We start from the raw sequence: 16608 nt of genomic DNA, 5'->3' as shown, positions 1-16608 counted from the left end.
TCCCGGACTTACGCGTCCGGGACGTTCTCTCCGTAGCCGAGGGCACGGAGGCTGGTGCGGATCTTGTCGGCGGCCTCGTCGAGCGACGCGGGTGAGGGATCGGTGTCGGCCTTGGTGAGGTCGAACGACTCCAGCGAGTGCGCGGGGAACACGTGCAAATGCAGGTGCGGCACTTCGAGGCCGGCGATCAGCAGACCCATGCGCGGCGCATCGAACGCTTCTTTAACGCCGCGCCCGATCTTCTGCGCCACGTCCGTCATGTGCGTGAATGTCGGCGTATCGATCTGCTCCCAGTGGTCAATCTCCTTGCGTGGCACCACAAGGACGTGACCGGGCGTGACCGGGGCAATGGTCAGGAAGGCGACTGCGGTCCCGTCTTTCCAGACGAAGCGGCCCGGCAGATCGCCGTTGATGATGTGCGTGAAAACCGAAGGCATGCCCCGAGTCTAGGACGCGAGTCAGGCCAGCGCAGGCACCTCGATGCCACCCGTATCGATCCGGGGCAGCACGAACCAGAATCGCGCGCCTGCGCCGGGCGCGGTATCGACGCCGACACGCCCGCCGTGCGCCTCGACCAGCGCCGCGACAATGGACAATCCGAGACCGTTGCCTGCACCGGCGCGCTCGCGGTGGCGGGAGTCGTCGCCGCGATAGAAGCGCTCAAAGACGTGCGCGGCGTCGTCGGCGGACATCCCGGGACCATTGTCGGCCACCACGACCGTCACCTCCGACGGTCCAGCCGTCACCTGAACGTGGATCTCGGCGTCGGTACCGGCATGGGCGACGGCATTGCCGACGAGGTTGCGGACCACCTGCGTTAGTCGTGCCGGGTCACCGCTAATCACCGGGTCACCAGTCGTCGCCGGAGCATCCAAGGCGATGGATTGTTCCGGTGAGGCAGCGCGGGCGGCTTCGACGGCGTCGGCCACCAGCGGAACCATTTCCACGGCCTCCCGACGCAGCGGCCGTTGCGCATCGAGGCGGGCAAGCATCAGCAAATCTTCGATGAGTAGCCCCATCCGTTCAGCTTCGGCAGAAATCCGAGCGACGGCGTCGTCGGGGTCGACCGCGCCCATCGACAGCAATTCGGAGAAGCCCTGGATCGAGGTGAGCGGGGTGCGGAGTTCGTGGGAAGCGTCAGCGACAAACCGGCGCATTTTCTCTTCCGATTCGCGCGCTTGAAGTTCCGACCGTTCAGACGCGGCGAAAGCCCCCTGGATTTGCGTCAGCATGGCGTTGATGGACTGGCCGAGGCTTCCGACCTCGGTGTTTGCTGGCGCAGGGGGAACTCGTTGATGCAGGTCACCCCCGGCGATGGCATGGGCAGTCTCTTCGACGCGGCGCAGCGGCCGCAGGCTGGAGCGCACCAGCAGGGAGCTAAGAACGCTGACCACGGCAACCATCACCGCGCCGATGCCAACCTGCAACCAGATCAGTCGACTCATGGTCTCTTGCACGTCAGTGAGGGGTATAGCGACGATCGTCGAACCGGTGTCGGACTGGCGTTTGATGACGCGCCACTGGGGTCCCGGACCGTCGGAGTTGACGGTGACCGGGGCCGAGTTGCCGTCGGGCAGCGAACTGAGATCAGGATCTGAGGAGAAGTCGCTGATCGTCAGAAACATCCCGTTCGGAAGTTCGGTGGCGACGTAGTACTGAGAAGGTGGTCGACGTGGCCCGGGCGGCCCATTGCCATGCCCCGGCCCCATATCGCGGGGGCGGGCCCAGCCGTTGACGGCATCTTGCAGGCCCGCGTCGGTCCGCGACAGCAGGTTGCCGCGCATCGCCGAGGTCACCGCAAACCCGGATACCGCCAAAACCAGCGCGACGAGAAGTGCGGTGAGCACTACCAGCGAGACCCGCAACGGCACACCCCTGCGCGTACTCCGCGGATTTGTGGCGCGTTGAGTTGAAGTCACTCGCGGGGCTCCCGCATCACGTAGCCCACACCGCGCAGGGTGTGAATGAGCCGTTTGGGGCCGGTGTCGACCTTGCGCCGCAGGTAGGAAACATACGATTCGACGACGTTGACGTCACCGCCGAAGTCGTAGCTCCACACGTGATCGAGGATCCGCGGTTTCGACAGGACCGTCCCGGCGTTCACCATGAAGTACCGCAACAGGGTGAACTCGGTCGGCGACAACGGCACCAGCTCACCGTTTTTGAAAACCTCGTGAGTCTCCTCGTCGAGTTCAATGTCGGCGAACACAATCCGTGCTGTCTTCTCCGCCTCGCTGAAATCACTGCGCCGCAACAGCACTCCGAGGCGCGCGACGACTTCTTCGAGGCTAAACGGCTTCGTGACGTAGTCGTCGCCACCGATGGTGAGACCGTTGACTTTGTCTTCCACCGAGTCCCGCGCGGACAAGAACAGCGCGGGCGCATCGATGCCGTCGGCGCGGAGTCGCCGCAGCAAGCCAAAGCCGTCCATGCCGGGCATCATCACGTCGAGCACCACCACGTCGGGCTTGAAGGTGCGCACAATGTCGAGGGCGCGCGGCCCATCAGCGGCGGCCACCACGTCGTAGCCCTGGAACTTCAACGACACCGACAGCAGTTCCCGAATGTTCTCCTCATCGTCAACGACGAGAACCTTGGCGGGCTTGTCTGCAACAGTCATGGCTACCAGCTTGCCGTGTCCGTCGCCGCAGGGCCTGGCAAACGACTGGGAGGTTCCTGTGAGTGCCGCCCAAATCCGGCAGCCGTACCAAAACTTGCAGGTCAGAAAATTGATTGCCGGATTTCGGAGGTTCTGGCAGAGTTCTCGTCGGTCCATCGGGAGGCGGCCGCCACGGGATACCGTCCGCGGTTCCGCACGTTGCCGGTGAACCACGTGGCCGGGCCAGCAGGCCCTCGGGTTCGACTCCCTTCTCATCTGCTTGGTTCCGCCCACCGCAACAGCGACCCTGTCGACTTTGCGGCACCGATCCACTTTGCGCCACGAGTGCAGCGTCGTCGGATGCCCCGTCAACAGGCCGCGCGGTGAGCGGAACTCGGCGTCCCGTCGATCCATGTCATGTCTATAACCAACCCAACACGCGCAGACACAACCACCGGAAGGAGTTCTGCCATGTCATTTATCACCACCATCACTGGCCGAAAGCTGTTCGTTCCGGCTGGTCATCGTGCCGTCGTCTACAGTGACGGCACCGAACCTCGGGTGCTGGATCCAGGCACCCATCGGATTCCGGGCGATGCCACCGTCCAGGTGGTCTCCATCCGCGAGCGGATCCTGTCACTCGCGCCGCAGGAAATCACCACCGCGGAGGCTGCGACTATCCGGGTCAGCGCCGCGGCCATGGTGCGTGTCATCAACCCGGTGCGATTCATCGAGCGCGCCGAGAGCCCCGATTCGGTGGTGTACCTTGCCGTTCAGGTGGCATTGCGCGATGCGATCGCAGGCCTTGCCGTCGAAGAGCTGCTGTCTCGCTCCACTCGCGCTATCGACCTGTCCGACGTCCGCGCCGCGGCCGTCGAGGCCGGCGCCAGCGTGGGCCTCGAGGTTCGCGACGTCGTCGTGAAGGACCTGATTGTCCCGCACGAACTGCGTTCCGCCGCGCTGGAATTGCTCACCGCGAAAACTCGCGGTGAGGCACGCCTTGCCGAGGCTCGCGCCGAGACCGCAGCTTTGCGGGCTCTCGCGAACGCCGGCCGGATGCTCGACGCGTCACCCGCCCTTGCGCAGCTGCGCATGGTGCAGGCGGCACCCTACGGCACCAAGATCGTCATCGGGCTGGGCGAAACTGCGGCTGTCGTGGCGGATTGATCGGCAAAACTCCGCGAGGTCGCCCTACCCGCGTCGCATCAGCGGCGAGGGGAACGAGGACGTGGGACGGTGGTCGCCAAGCCAGTCGGTGAGTTCGGCGGCGCGGGCATTCAACGACGCGACGGCGTCCGCAGAAAGGTCCTCGAGGGGAACCACGCGGACGCCGTTGTCGTCGAGGACCCAGCCGCCGACGATCCGGCCGTCCCACCACGCGGTCTGCCCGCCATTTCCGTTGCGATCAAACAGTTCTGGCGCGTGCTCTCCGAGGTAAAAGTCACGTTCCTTCCAACCCATCGTCGCCGGATCAAGGGTCGGAAGCAGCAGGGCTCGAGGTTCGACGGCGTCGACCGCGCCGTCGAGCAGTGGATCGTCGGCTAGCAGGTAGCCAACCCCGTTCGACAGGTCCGCCTCCCGCACGTCGAGCGCCGCTAGTGCCTTGCGGACCGCAGACTTTGTGGTTCCGAGCCACCACACCAAATCGGTTTCCGTCCCCGGCCCGTATTGCCGCAGCCACCGCTCCACTAGCGCAATATGGCCCGCATGCGGATCGACGTGCGGCAACGGCTCGCCGAGCCAGGTCGCCATTGCCGTCCACGACGGACGCGACCGATGCCACGCCGCGTCGTTCGGTCCGCGGACCACTTCGCCCGCTGCGGCCATGAAGTTCAACATTCGCGGCAGCAACGGCGACAGCCCGCCATAGGATTTCCCTGGGCTGATCATCACTTCAATGTCGAAGTCCGGCAACCGCTTCCGTAGTTCTGAAGCGGAGAACGCGGCACCATCGCCGAACTCGGCGAGGACCGCATCGTGGGCCGCAACCAACCAGGCTTCGGGGTCAGACACGTCGTCGGACCGCCGCAGGTCGCGCAGCATGTTGGTCCGCTCCGACGCCGCCACGCGCGACCCAACTGCACCGACGGCTTCGGCCAACACCGGCCGCGACATCACAAACAGCGTCCGCCGCATGGCGAGTTGCTTCACCACCGTCCGGTCCCGATACAGCGCGGCCTCCACGGGCTCGGGACCGTCGGCGATACCGCGCGCCCACGCCGAGAGGTGCACCGTGGACGGGATCGTCGCATGCAGTCCGACCACCGCGTCGGCCACCTCGATCACGCTGTGCCCGGTGGTGTCGTCGAGGAGCAGTCGCTGCTGCAGGGCGGCGCGACGCTGGTCGTCAGTGATGACGGGTCGGTCCGTCACGGTTGGTCCTTCGCAAACACAGCCTCGATCTCGACGACCTGCCCCGGATACGGCAGAGCGGTAACGCCGACGACAATTGCCGGTGGCGTGTGCCCGGCAAAGGTAGCGTCGGCAGTTCGCCAGACCGTGCCAAGCACCTCGGCGTCGGAAGTCGCCACATAGACCGTGACCTTGATCAGGGCGGAGCGGAGCGAAGCGTGATCGCCGAGCAGAATGTCCAAGCATTCAATGGCGCGCACGGTCTGCGCGACGGGATCGTCGGCGCCCACAATCCGACCGTCGTCGTCGAGCGGCGATAGCCCGGCCGTGTAGACGAGCGATCCCGCGGAAACCTCGGCACCGTGGGCGAATCCGCCGTCGTGCAAGCCCGGCGAGGTGAAGCGGTGAACGGTCATCGGAAGCTCAGCACTTCGTCGCCCCACGCCCGCAGGATGTGGTCGTCGAGGCCGTCGACCGGCGTATCTTCGGTACCGCCGATTAGGAGCGAACTGTGTCGTTGTGGCACGTAGGCCTCCCATGTCGCATCGTCCCCGCCAGTGTTCGGATCGCCTTCTGCGGCAAACCCGAGCCAGCGGTACTGCATCCGTCGTCGCACCTGTTCTCCCGTCGCTCGACCCCCCAACGCGTACATCGGGTCACGCTTTGTGGATGCCGGATTTCCCCACACGTATGGCACCTCCGTGGCGTGCGCCGCGCCGTAACCGAGAAGGCGCAGAATCGGTGTCGCCCAATCAAATCGGTACAGATACACCGGAGCAACCTGGGCGTGCGATTCGGCAATCCACACCGCAGGCATTCGGAACCCGATGTCGCGGGAAATGGCCATACTCCGCACCCCCGACGGCACGTGCTGATACGACGAATCCAAATGATCGGGTTCGGGAACCCGCAGGCCGGGCCGCTCGGCGCTGATGAGCGTGAACATCGCGTCCACGCCCTGGTTCTTGACCGGCAACAGCGGTGTCGACATCCACCGGAACAGTGATGTCTCATGCCGATTGGTACCGATCAGCAGCGGAATACGGTGCGCTTCACCGGTGACGATGGCCTCCAGCGGATCCAGTGGAACCAGATCGCCGTCGACCACCGGAGCGAACGCGATCGTTCCCGGGAACCGGTTCGGTACCAGGTTAAAGACGGTCGACGATGCGTTCACCAAGTTGAGCGCAGGCGTTGATCGCAACGCCTCGGAACTGACATACTCGCGCGGCAACTCGGCGAGCAGCATATTGGCATACCGCTGGCCACGCTCGGCGTCGTAAACCGTGGTCGCCGGAGAACTCTGCGCAATCGCCTTGTGGAACAACCCTTTTGCCGCTGGGGAAGCCAACAGGGTGGTCACGATGCCCGCACCCGCGGACTCACCAAAAAGGGTCACGTTGGCGGGGTCGCCGCCAAAGCCAGCGATGTTGTCCCGGACCCACGCCAGCGCGGCAATCACGTCAGAGAGCCCGCAGTTCGCCTGAAACTGTTCCCCTCCCGACGACATATGTCGCAGGTCCGCGAACCCGAACGCCCCGAGGCGGTAGTTCAACGTGACGATGATGGTCGGCGTTCCGCGCGCCACCGACGATTGCACCAGCGAACCGGGGTCGTACAGCGGTTGCGAACCGGAGCCGCACAGGTACGCGCCTCCGTACACCCACACCATTACGGGTAGTCGTGCCTGGGAGCCAGCCACATCGCGGGGTGTGCCCACGTTGAGATAAAGGCAATCCTCGTTCGCGAAAGCATCGGGACCCAGATCGATCACTTGCATGACCGGCTGCGGGCAAACCGGCGAATAGTTCCGCGCATCAACAACTTCCGAGCGCTCCCGGGGAGGCTGCGCGTGCCGCCACCGAAGTCGACCTACCGGGGGTGCGGCGTAAGCGACGCCCAGCCACAGGTCGGCCGCCGCGGTGCTGGTGCCGCGTAGCGGGCCATAGTCGGTGTCGACGACGTGATCAGCATCAGTCACACGTTCATCTTGCCGGGAATAGGCTCATCGCGCACCTGAGGACTCCCGCATGTCACCGCTGAGAAGTAGCATGGCGCGCATGGATTCATTGCCGCTGATCATGGACGAAGACCCCTACTTCGAACCGACAGAAATCGCACTCCCCGAAGGCATCCTGGTCGCGACCATGGAGTTCCCCGAAGTGAGACTCGATGGGCTTCACGAAATCTTCGACGGTCACTTTCACGAGATCGCTCAGGCCGGCCCGATCGGCCCCGGTTTCGCCATTTACCGCGGCGATATCAGCGACGAATTCGACCTCATCATCGGCTTCCCCGTGGCCGCCCCCGCTGAGGTCGAAGGTGTCGAGACGTCGATCTTCCCAAGCGGTCGCGCCGTCATCATGTCGCACCTCGGCGGCTTCGACGGCCTCGGTTCGGCGTGGGAAAACCTGACCGAGAAGCATTTCGCGGCTGGCGGCGAGGCGCCGCTGGCGGCTATCGAGATCTATGTGACCGACCCCAGCGTCGTCGATCATCACGACCTGCGGACCGACCTTCTACTGTTGCTCCCCGAATGAGTGCCATGGTTTCCCGAATGAGTGCCATCGTTTCGGGTCTGCCGCTCGTCGACCCAGCCAAGGGCCTGCGCCCCGCCAACCGCGCTTACGCCGCTGTATTGCGGACGCCGGTCGGGCGGTGGGCGTCGATCAACGTGGCACCGCGTATCGACCCAACCTTGCTCAAGCTCAGTGGCGGCAAAGTGAGCTCGGGGATGGTGCTGCCGACCGCGCTCCTCACCACCATCGGCGCCAAGAGCGGCGCCGAGCGCGTCGTCCCTGTCTTGTACTTCCACGACACCGACGGCGGTGGTACCGACGTCATCATCATCGCGTCCAGCTACGGCCGAGATAAGCATCCGGCCTGGTACCACAACATTCGCGCGCACCCCAGGGTGCAAATCAGCAAGGCTGGCGGTGGCGAGTGGCGCACCGCGAGCATCGTCGAAGACCCCGCCGAGCAGCAGCGACTGTGGGCCATGGCCGACACCGTGTTCCCGCTGTACGCCAACTATCGGGAACGTGCGGCTGCGGTAGATCGGACCATACCGCTGATCCGAATCAGCCAGCAGTGAGCAACTTCGCGCCGGTCGGCGACCTGACGTTCTGTTACGACGAGTTCGGCAATCCCGCAGACCCGGCGGTTCTGCTCATCATGGGACTCGGTGCCCAAATGGTGTTCTGGCGGCCGGAATTCTGCGAGCAAATAGCAGCACACGGATACCGCGTGATTCGCTTCGACAACCGCGATATCGGACTGTCGTCGAAGATCGACGACGCCTCGCCCGGCAGCGGGCTACTGCCCGTGAAACTGCTGCGGTACTTCATCGGGCAAGCCGTGCCGGGCAGCCCGTACACGCTCGTCGACATGGCCGACGACGCCATCGGGGTCCTCGATCACCTCGGTGTCGACCGCGCACATATTGTTGGCGCGTCGATGGGCGGAATGATCGCGCAGGTGGTAGGAGCCAATCATGCCGACCGCGTGCTGTCGGACACGATCATCATGTCGAGCAACAATCGGGCCTTCCTGCCGCCGCCCGGACCAAAGCAACTCCTTGCCCTTCTGAAGCGTCCGCCGCGTAGCGCGGACAGGGACCGGATTATCGCGACCTCGATGGCCACCGGTCGCATTATTGGGTCGCAGTCATTGCCCGCCGACCCGACGGTGGCTCGCGAGCACGCCGCCGAGTACTACGACCGCAACTATTACCTGCCCGGGTTCGCCCGACAGTTCGCCGCGATCATGGGGACAGGCAGCCTTGTCTCGTTCAATAGGCGGATTACCGCACCGACTTTGGTGATGCACGGCAGCGAAGACAAACTGATGCGCGGTTCGGCGTCCAAGGCGGTTGTCGCCACCGTCCCCGGTGCCCGCTACACCGAAATCAAAGGCATGGGCCATGACCTCCCCCGTCCGCTATGGGATCGGATCATTCGAGAGTTGACGACACATTTCGCTGGGTAGAAAAACTGTTTCCGCTACTCGACGATGATCTTGCCCATGGCACCGCGGTCGCCGTCGAACATCCGGTGGTTGAGGAACGTGTAGGTGCCGGGTTCGGTGAAGGTAAGTTCCACGAAGCCGCCTTCAGCTGGGAGTAGGCCGAGGGCCTGCGAGCCACCGCTGAGGGGGTTGTTGGGCTGCAGTAGGTAGGCACCCTCTTTGTAGACGGTGTCGAATTGACTGCCAATCACGTGGAACGACAGCGGTTCGTTGGGACCGGCGTCGAGCACCCACATGCGGATGCGGTCGCCAACCTTGGCCCGCAGCGGTCGGAAGACGTACTGGTTGGCGTAGCCGTTAAACATCACCAGGTCAGGAATGCCGGTGGCGACCTTGTCGGCGTTGATCGGTGCTCCGTCCGGCCCCAGGTACCACTCGGACTGGGTCATCAAATACTCGGCGGCAACGGGTGCGAGGCCCGGCGGATCGATGACGACGGCACCGAACATTCCGGCCGCCAAATGCACGGGCATCGGGGCGGTTGCGCAGTGATATAGCCAGATACCGGTGTGTTCAGCGCGGAAGCGGTAGACGAGGCGTTCACCCGGATTAATGTCGCGCATGTTCTTATCCGGCGACACCATGCCCGCGTGGAAATCGATGGAGTGGGCCATCGTGCCGTTGTTGACGAGGGTCACCTCAAAGACGTCACCGAGTTTGCCGCGAAGCGTGGGGCCCATGGTTCCGCCGTTGTACGTCCAACGTGTGGCCTTGGTGCCGGGCGCGATCTCGCCGGGCGCCTCGGTCACTTCAAAGGTGTACCTGTGGAGCGCACCGTCCGGCGCCGGTGACAGTTTGGGGTCGCGGGCAGTGAATTTGGGGCCGGGATCGCGCATCAGGTCGGTCTTGGCCGCAGGTCCCATCGCCCCGTGCTGCATGGGGTTGTCGGTGGTTTCGGGGTTGTCGGTGGTTTCGGGGTTGTCACCGCCCTCCACCTTGATGTGGAACACCATGCCCTGTTGACGGTGGCCCACGATAGAGCACCAGCCTTCAATGTTCCGTCCCACGACGCCGACATCGATGGTCCCGGACTTACCCGGCGCCAAGCGGCCTGTCGACCCACCGGTGGCCAAGACCATGTCATGCACCATCGTGTCTTTGTTGGTCACCTTGATGACCAGCCGGTTTCCGGCGGGGACCGTTACCGTCTCCGGGGTAAACCGCATGCCGACGGCATCAACCTGGACGGTTGTCGTTTCGCCCGTCGGTGTCGCTGTGCCTGCCGCATCTTCAACGGCAGTGCCCCCACCCCCGAGGGCGACGCCCACCGACAGGACGAGAGCCAACGCGGTCGCCGCAGCCACCGCCTGTAGTCCGCGCTGCGGCTGCGATTTCGTCACCGCGACCCGAGTCCCGTCAGGCTGGTCGGCTGCCCCGTCAGTGTGCTCGGCTGCCCCGTTCTGCTGCTCCGCGGCGGCGCGACGAACCGTCATCGCCGCCCGGGCACTGAGAATCATGATCGGCAAGAACAGGATGTACGCCAGCATCACCAGCGACGACAACGCCACCTTGACCCAGCTACCCAACGGCAGCAGCCACAACACCAGGCCACCATTGATGACGAGTACCCGCCACAGCCACCATTTGTCCATGCCAGCCTTGCCCGCGGCGGTCACCTCGCCGCCGCCCATCATGGTCGGCAACAGATGGCTCATGACGCCGAGCAGTAACTGTCCCGCGAAGCCCGCGAGGAACCAGACGGTCAGCAACGTGATGCGCGAGGCTTCGAACGGCCCCGTCACCATCACGGTCGCGTAGGCGATTAACGACCCCAGCAACCACACCAGGGCGGCAGTGATCGACGCCGACGAGTACGACGACGGCGGCCGTCGAAGAAGTACGGGCACAAACGGGACGGTCACGATGAGCCATCCGACGAGGTAAATCCCGACCCCCACGGCGGCAACCACCGGTTGGTTCGTGAGCGCACCAGCGCAGATCACGGCGATGCCCGCAGGCAATACCGCTAACGCGATCGGGCGCCGGCTCAGGTCCACTTCGGTGTCGCCGAGCATGCGCGGGAACATGATCATCAGCACGCCCGCGGCCGCCAAACCGAGGAAGCCGAGAATGTTGAGGGCCTGGTGCGTGACAAGATATCCGGCTTGCTCGGGGTCGGCGAAACCGTAAGCGAGGGCAACGCCGAAGCCTGCGCCAAAGGGCAGCATCGCGGCCGATGCGACAAAGAACCAGACGCTGATCGCGTTGGTGGCCGGGCCTTCACCGTTCTCCGCGCGACTCCGCTGCGCCTCACGAATCAACTGGGCCAACGCAAGGGCATGCCAGGCAACCACCGTGCCGATAAGCACCGCCCCGACCAGCGTGACAGGCCACCATGTGCCCAGCATGCCGATGATCGTGACGATCAAACCCGCGTTGGCGGTATAGATCCGCGCCAACTGTGGCGCGCGACGTTCCGGCGGGAGGTGATAGCCGAGGAACCGTTCGGCGAGCGTCTGCGACCACAGCAGAATCGAGTTCACAACCAGACCGATCGTGAAGATATGCACGATCAACCAGCGGGAACTCGGGATCGCCCAGTGCGCGAGACCAACCACGATGAGCACCACCATCCAGACGCGCACGGGCATCCCCGCACGACGGTGCCAGCTCATTCCGCGACGGTCGTTTGTGGTGGTCACGGGCCTAATACTACGTTCCAAACGCCCGGTGAGACCCCCGGGGCGATGCGTATCACGTCCGATATTGGCGCTTTTGGCCACAAAAAGGCCGCCGGGCCAAATGACCCGGCGGCCAGCGGAGCCCCCTGTCAGGATTGAACTGACGACCGCTCGCTTACAAGGCGAGTGCTCTACCACTGAGCTAAGGAGGCCTGCCGCGGAAGTATATAGGCTCACTGCCGAAGCCGAAAAACCAAGCCGAGAGGAAGCGCGGTGCAACTGAAGGCAGCGTTCCGCAAGGGGCTCGATCGCATCCTGGGTGATGCGACGGCGACGATCGACACGATCGAGCCGGGCAGCATCGTCGTCGCACCGCGAAAACCCATTGCGCTCGACGATGAAGCAGCCATCACCGAAGTCCTCGACCTGGCCGCTCGCATCGGCGCCGTCCTCCTCGATTCCGGTACCGGTGCCATCGACACGCGCAGCCAGATCGAGTTTGTCGCTGGCATCTTTGGCCTCGACGACGTGGAGGTCGACGTCACGTTCAACACCATCTTGGTGAGCGCGCGACGCGGCCCCACGCTTCCGCCGATCACCACGGTCCGTACCGTCCACTACCGGTCACTCGACTTCACCCGACTCGCACACATCGACCGCCTCGTCCGACGGATCCGACAACTCGCGATCACCCCCGGCACCGCGCACCGGATCGTCGACGGCATCACCGCCTCGCCGCACCCTTACCCGTACTGGTTCGCCACTCTCTCGTGGGGCCTGATGGCTCTGGGCATCTCGATCCTGTTGGGTGGCACCGCGCTCGTCGGCACCACGAGCTTCCTCACCACCATCGTTATTGTCTCGCTCAATCGGATCCTCGCCCGCATCGGAACGCCCATCTTCTTCCAGCAGGTCCTCGGCGGTTTCATTGCCGTCTTACCGGCCGCCGGGCTCTATCACTGGCGCGAGGAACTCGACATTGTCTTCGCGCCGTCACAGGTCATCGCGGCGGGGATCGTGGTCCTGCTATCCGGGCTGAGCCTGGTGGGTTCGGTGCAAGACGCCATCACCGGTGCGCCACTCACCGGTACGGCCCGATTCTCGGAGGTCGTTTTGATGACCGGCGGGATTCTTGCCGGTGTGGGTTTGGCCATCAGCCTCGTGGAGGCAATGGGTGTCACGCTCCCGGGACTGAGCACCACGTCGCCGTTCGGTCGGGCGGATGTGATCTCGAGCCTCCTCGGCGGTGCCATGGCGGCAGGCGCGTTCGCTGCCGCCAGCTATGCCGAACGTCGCGCCATCCCCGTCGCACTGGGCGCCGGAATGTTGGCCACCGGCGTCGTGACCGGACTGGCCTACACGGCCGCAGGACCCATCGTCGCCAGCGCGTGCGCGTCAGTGGTTGTGGGCCTAGTCGGCGGTCTCGCCGCCCGCCGCGCACTGGTGCCTCCGCTCGTCGTCGCCGTCGCGGGTATCGCCCCACTACTTCCCGGCCTCGCCATGTATCGCGGCCTGTACGGCGTGATGAGTCAGCAGACCATCGCCGGTTTTCGCGAGCTGGCGACAGCAATCACCATCGGCTGCTCCATCGCAGCGGGCGTCACCCTCGGCGAGTTCATTGCGCGCAAACTCAAACGCCCGCATCTACCGGTGTCACTCGTCCGCGGTCGCGCCACCGGAACCGACGCTAAATACTTGGGCTTGACCCTCCCGCGGCGTAAGCCTGGACGCTGGAACACATGACGGCGAACGACGCAACGAGCGGCAAGTCGATGGCTACGGACGAAACGTGGACTGTCGGACGGCTGGCCGAAATGACCGGTGTCACGGTGCGCACCTTGCATCACTACGACGACATTGGCTTACTTTCCCCCACCACCCGCAGTTCGGCCGGCTATCGGCTCTACACGCGGGCCGACGTCGACCGACTCCAAGCGATCGTGGTCTATCGACGCCTTGAGATGCCGCTCGATCAAATCGCCGCGCTGCTCGGCGGAAGCGACGATCCCGTCGCCGCACTTCGCAAGCAGCGCGATGCCGTCATATCCCGGCTCGGCGAGTTGACCGAACTCGTCGACGCCATCGACCGAGCAGTGGAGAGACACATGAACAACCAACCCGCGACCGACGCCGACATGCGCGAAATCTTTGGCGACGCCTTCAACGACGAGTACCAAGCCGAAGCCCAAGACCGGTGGGGGCAAACCGACGCGTGGCAGCAGTCCGCCAAGCGCACCACCAAGTACACGAAGTCGGACTGGGCGGATATCAGATCTGAGACGGATGCGATTAATGCCGCCTTTGTTGCCGCCTTGCAGGCCGGACTCCCCGCCGACAGCGCCGCCGCCACCGACGCGGCAGAACGCGCGCGACTGCAGATCAATGACCATTTCTACGACTGCAGTCACGAGTTCCACACGTGCCTCGGCGAGATGTATGTAGCGGACCCGCGCTTCACCGCAACCTACGAAAAGCTCGCACCCGGTCTGGCCCAATACGTCCGTGACGCGATCGTCGCGAACGCGGACAAGCACAACTGAATGGCTCGGGTAGAATTTCGGCCATGGCAGCACCAAAGACAACCGACATCGTTGACGATGAAGACCTGGAGCCGGTAGCCGACGAGACCGCGCACCAGGCCCGTCGCGTCGTGGCGGCATATGCAAACGACGCCGAAGAAGGCCGGATGCTCCTCTCGATGCTGGGTATCGCGCCAGGCGAGTCCGCCTGATTCGATGACCTCGCCTGACGGGCACCCTGCGGCGGGTGCGGATTTCGTTGTCGTCGCAAATCGGCTTCCAGTTGATAAGCGTGTCCAACCGGACGGGAGTATCGTCTGGAGTCGATCACCGGGTGGCTTAGTCACCGCACTAACGCCGACGCTCGCGACCCGGTCCGGGGCTTGGGTTGGCTGGTCGGGCAGTACGTCGGACCCCGACGATCCAACTCCCGATCAGCCGCAGATCGAGGGCATCGATCTGCGCGCGGTTCCCCTCAGCGATGCCGAGGTCGTCGACTATTACGAGGGCTTCTCGAACGCCACCCTGTGGCCGCTGTACCACGACGTTCTCGTGAAGCCCGAGTTCCGTCGCGACTGGTGGGACACCTACGTCCGAGTTAATCGACGGTTTGCCGAAGCCGCGTCGAAGGCCGCCGCGCCGGGCGCGATGGTGTGGGTGCAGGACTATCAACTGCAGTTGGTGCCCGCGATGCTCCGCGAACTGCGGCCCGATCTGCGCATCGGCTTTTTCCTTCACATTCCGTTCCCGCCGCCGGAGTTGTTTAGCCAACTCCCGTGGCGCACCGAGCTTCTCAAGGGCCTCCTCGGTGCCGACCTCATCGGCTTTCACCTGCCCGGCGGCGCCGAGAACTTCCTGACCCTTTCGCGCCGACTTCTCGGCGCGGCTGCCTCCCGTGATCCGGTTGGGGTGCGGACCGATTTCGGCACCGTCAAGTACGACGATCGGACCGTGCAGGTTGGGTCGTTCCCCATCTCCATTGATTCGGCGAATGTGGCCGCAGCCGCGGCGAGCGTTGCCGACCGGGCAGCGGAGATTCGCGCCGAACTCGGCAACCCCGAGGTGTTGCTACTGGGCGTCGACCGCCTCGACTACACGAAGGGCATCGACGTTCGCCTCGCTGGCCTGGACCGTCTCTTTGCCGCTGGCCGGCTGGATCCGTCTAAGACGATGCTGGTGCAGCTGGCGAGCCCGAGCCGCGAGCGAGTCGACAGTTACATCGATATCCGCAATCGGATTGAGCAGACGGTCGGGCACATCAACGGCACGCACGGCACCGCCGACCGTCCCCCGGTGCGCTACCTGTTGAAGCCGATCCCCCGTAACGAACTGCTCGCCTATTTCCGGGCCGCCGACGTGATGCTGGTGACGCCGTTGCGCGACGGCATGAACTTGGTCGCCAAAGAATACTTGGCGTCCCGCGACGACCTCGGCGGTGCGCTGGTGCTCAGTGAGTTCACTGGTGCCGCAGCCGAACTCGTCGACAGCTACCTTTTAAATCCGTACGACGAAGCCAGCGTCGACGACGCCATCGCTGGCGCCGCGACCGATCCCGTTGACGTGCGCCGAGAGCGGATGGCAAAGTTGCACGCCCAGGTGATGGACAACGACGTCGACCAGTGGGCCAACAGTTTCCTTGCCACCTTGGCTGGCCCGGCGTGAGCGAGACGGTGCTCGACGAGGCGTTGGTCGCGGCGCTCGAAGCCTTCTCTTCGAAACCGCGCGTCTTGGTCGCTTCAGATTTTGACGGCTGCGTCTCGCCGATCGTCTCCCGCCCGGCGGACGCCCGGCCAAATCCGCGGTCGATGGCCGCGCTGGAGACGGCCGCTGTGTCCCCGCAGACCTATGCCGCGCTAGTTTCCGGACGCGCCCGCGTCGACCTGCAGTCGCTGTCCGGGGCGAGTGGAAACATAACGCTCGTCGGCAGTCACGGTGCCGAGTTCGCTGACGGTTTCGAGTCGGCAATCAGCGTCGAGCAGGAAGCACTGCTGGCGCGGATTGTCTCTGAGTTCACGTCGATCAGTGCCCGATTCCCCGGCACGTCGGTGGAACGCAAGCCCGCGAGCGTCACCTTGCACACCCGGATGGCCTCGCGCGACGACGCTGTCGCCGCCCTTCACTTGGCGGAGAATGGCCCCGCAACGTGGGATGGCGTGCACGTGATGAACGGCAAGATGGTTATCGAGTTGGCGGTCGTCGAGACCAGCAAGGGTCACGCTCTTGACCGCCTGCGCGGCACGCTCGGCGTTGACGCCGTCATCTATCTCGGCGATGACGTCACCGACGAGAAGGCTTTCGCTCACCTGCGCCAGGGTGATGTGGGTGTGAAGGTCGGCGAAGGTCCGACCGCCGCCGAGTTCCGCGTCCCCGACCCCGACGGCGTCGCCGCCGTCTTAGAGTTCGTCACCGCGCTGCGGCAGTAGCTCCGCGCCCACCCCCGCCTCCCGTTCTCGCATGATGCGTCGATTCCCGCACTATGTCTGACATAGTG

The 16608-nt window shown here is 64.6% G+C and carries 16 protein-coding genes and 1 tRNA gene; 9 read left to right on the top strand and 8 right to left on the bottom strand.

The features are described from left to right. Positions 1-8: 8 nt before the first annotated feature. From WBA38_RS15130 to WBA38_RS15120, 3 genes are read right to left on the bottom strand one after another with little or no spacing between them, the layout of a single operon-like run. Positions 9-437: an HIT family protein gene (locus WBA38_RS15130; protein WP_424295148.1), complete on the bottom strand. Its 429-nt coding sequence runs from the start codon at positions 435-437 to the stop codon at positions 9-11. 21 nt (positions 438-458) lie between these two features. Beyond that, entirely contained in the window at positions 459-1919 is a 1461-nt protein-coding gene (locus tag WBA38_RS15125) for a sensor histidine kinase (protein ID WP_424295146.1), read from the bottom strand. Next, entirely contained in the window at positions 1916-2620 is a 705-nt protein-coding gene (locus WBA38_RS15120; RefSeq protein WP_424295144.1) for a response regulator transcription factor, read from the bottom strand. The genes WBA38_RS15125 and WBA38_RS15120 overlap by 4 nt, the downstream gene beginning before the upstream one ends. Before the next feature lie 450 nt (positions 2621-3070). Here WBA38_RS15120 and WBA38_RS15115 point away from each other — a divergent pair, with 450 nt between their 5' ends. After that, positions 3071-3766 carry a slipin family protein gene (locus WBA38_RS15115; RefSeq protein WP_424323036.1) on the top strand — a complete coding sequence of 232 codons (696 nt, stop codon included), beginning with the start codon at positions 3071-3073 and terminating at the stop codon, positions 3764-3766. A 24-nt stretch (positions 3767-3790) separates the two neighbouring features. On the opposite strand, the gene WBA38_RS15110 is transcribed toward WBA38_RS15115, so the two are convergent. The 3 genes from WBA38_RS15110 to WBA38_RS15100 are packed head-to-tail and all read right to left on the bottom strand — an operon-like array spanning position 3791 to position 6932. Beyond that, positions 3791-4972 (bottom strand): winged helix DNA-binding domain-containing protein, encoded by a 1182-nt coding sequence (locus WBA38_RS15110; protein ID WP_424323035.1) that lies wholly within the window; start codon positions 4970-4972, stop codon positions 3791-3793. Further along, the gene (locus WBA38_RS15105; protein ID WP_424323034.1) at positions 4969-5367 is read right to left on the bottom strand and encodes a RidA family protein; all 399 of its coding nucleotides are present in this window, start codon (positions 5365-5367) and stop codon (positions 4969-4971) included. Before WBA38_RS15105 ends, WBA38_RS15110 begins: the two co-directional genes overlap by 4 nt. Then, a complete protein-coding gene (locus WBA38_RS15100; RefSeq protein WP_424293086.1) occupies positions 5364-6932 on the bottom strand; it encodes a carboxylesterase/lipase family protein in 1569 nt (522 codons plus the stop codon). The genes WBA38_RS15105 and WBA38_RS15100 overlap by 4 nt, the downstream gene beginning before the upstream one ends. 79 nt (positions 6933-7011) lie before the next feature. Between WBA38_RS15100 and WBA38_RS15095 the strand changes: the two genes are divergently transcribed. The 3 genes from WBA38_RS15095 to WBA38_RS15085 are packed head-to-tail and all read left to right on the top strand — an operon-like array spanning position 7012 to position 8938. Further along, the gene (locus tag WBA38_RS15095; RefSeq protein WP_424293087.1) at positions 7012-7491 is read left to right on the top strand and encodes a GyrI-like domain-containing protein; all 480 of its coding nucleotides are present in this window, start codon (positions 7012-7014) and stop codon (positions 7489-7491) included. Positions 7492-7508: 17 nt separating this feature from the next. Beyond that, on the top strand, positions 7509-8045 hold the full coding sequence (locus WBA38_RS15090; protein ID WP_424293088.1) for a nitroreductase family deazaflavin-dependent oxidoreductase: 537 nt from the start codon (positions 7509-7511) through the stop codon (positions 8043-8045). Then, the gene (locus tag WBA38_RS15085; protein ID WP_424323033.1) at positions 8042-8938 is read left to right on the top strand and encodes an alpha/beta fold hydrolase; all 897 of its coding nucleotides are present in this window, start codon (positions 8042-8044) and stop codon (positions 8936-8938) included. The genes WBA38_RS15090 and WBA38_RS15085 overlap by 4 nt, the downstream gene beginning before the upstream one ends. A gap of 14 nt (positions 8939-8952) precedes the next feature. Here the strand turns inward: WBA38_RS15085 and WBA38_RS15080 are convergent, their stop codons facing one another. Together WBA38_RS15080 and WBA38_RS15075 are read right to left on the bottom strand one after the other, a co-directional pair. Next, on the bottom strand, positions 8953-11619 hold the full coding sequence (locus WBA38_RS15080; RefSeq protein ID WP_424293090.1) for a multicopper oxidase domain-containing protein: 2667 nt from the start codon (positions 11617-11619) through the stop codon (positions 8953-8955). A 119-nt stretch (positions 11620-11738) separates the two neighbouring features. Beyond that, a tRNA-Thr gene (locus tag WBA38_RS15075) sits at positions 11739-11810 on the bottom strand. Between the two features lie 67 nt (positions 11811-11877). Here WBA38_RS15075 and WBA38_RS15070 point away from each other — a divergent pair. The 5 genes from WBA38_RS15070 to otsB are packed head-to-tail and all read left to right on the top strand — an operon-like array spanning position 11878 to position 16540. Next, complete coding sequence (locus WBA38_RS15070) at positions 11878-13341, top strand: threonine/serine ThrE exporter family protein (RefSeq protein ID WP_424323039.1); 1464 nt, start codon at positions 11878-11880, stop codon at positions 13339-13341. Continuing rightward, on the top strand, positions 13338-14138 hold the full coding sequence (locus WBA38_RS15065; RefSeq protein ID WP_424293091.1) for a MerR family transcriptional regulator: 801 nt from the start codon (positions 13338-13340) through the stop codon (positions 14136-14138). Before WBA38_RS15070 ends, WBA38_RS15065 begins: the two co-directional genes overlap by 4 nt. A gap of 23 nt (positions 14139-14161) precedes the next feature. Beyond that, positions 14162-14329, top strand: a complete 168-nt coding sequence (locus tag WBA38_RS15060; protein ID WP_424293092.1) for a hypothetical protein — start codon at positions 14162-14164, stop codon at positions 14327-14329. Between the two features lie 4 nt (positions 14330-14333). After that, complete coding sequence (locus tag WBA38_RS15055) at positions 14334-15779, top strand: alpha,alpha-trehalose-phosphate synthase (UDP-forming) (protein WP_424293093.1); 1446 nt, start codon at positions 14334-14336, stop codon at positions 15777-15779. Then, entirely contained in the window at positions 15776-16540 is a 765-nt protein-coding gene (gene otsB, locus WBA38_RS15050; protein WP_424323032.1) for a trehalose-phosphatase, read from the top strand. The genes WBA38_RS15055 and otsB overlap by 4 nt, the downstream gene beginning before the upstream one ends. The last annotated feature ends 68 nt before the right edge of the window (positions 16541-16608 follow it).

The organism is Gordonia sp. (in: high G+C Gram-positive bacteria) (assembly GCF_049647785.1).
Taxonomy (GTDB): domain Bacteria; phylum Actinomycetota; class Actinomycetes; order Mycobacteriales; family Mycobacteriaceae; genus Gordonia.
Note: the sequence above shows the minus strand (reverse complement) of the source record. Positions and strands in the feature narration are given on the sequence as shown.

Excerpts from the sequence above, each read along its gene's own strand:
- WBA38_RS15130 (WP_424295148.1), bottom strand. The coding sequence starts at position 437 with ATGCCTTCGGTTTTCACGCACATCATCAACGGCGATCTGCCGGGCCGC.
- WBA38_RS15120 (WP_424295144.1), bottom strand. The coding sequence starts at position 2,620 with ATGACTGTTGCAGACAAGCCCGCCAAGGTTCTCGTCGTTGACGATGAG.
- WBA38_RS15115 (WP_424323036.1), top strand. The coding sequence starts at position 3,071 with ATGTCATTTATCACCACCATCACTGGCCGAAAGCTGTTCGTTCCGGCT.
- WBA38_RS15105 (WP_424323034.1), bottom strand. The coding sequence starts at position 5,367 with ATGACCGTTCACCGCTTCACCTCGCCGGGCTTGCACGACGGCGGATTC.
- WBA38_RS15095 (WP_424293087.1), top strand. The coding sequence starts at position 7,012 with ATGGATTCATTGCCGCTGATCATGGACGAAGACCCCTACTTCGAACCG.
- WBA38_RS15090 (WP_424293088.1), top strand. The coding sequence starts at position 7,509 with ATGAGTGCCATCGTTTCGGGTCTGCCGCTCGTCGACCCAGCCAAGGGC.
- WBA38_RS15065 (WP_424293091.1), top strand. The coding sequence starts at position 13,338 with ATGACGGCGAACGACGCAACGAGCGGCAAGTCGATGGCTACGGACGAA.
- WBA38_RS15060 (WP_424293092.1), top strand. The coding sequence starts at position 14,162 with ATGGCAGCACCAAAGACAACCGACATCGTTGACGATGAAGACCTGGAG.
- WBA38_RS15055 (WP_424293093.1), top strand. The coding sequence starts at position 14,334 with ATGACCTCGCCTGACGGGCACCCTGCGGCGGGTGCGGATTTCGTTGTC.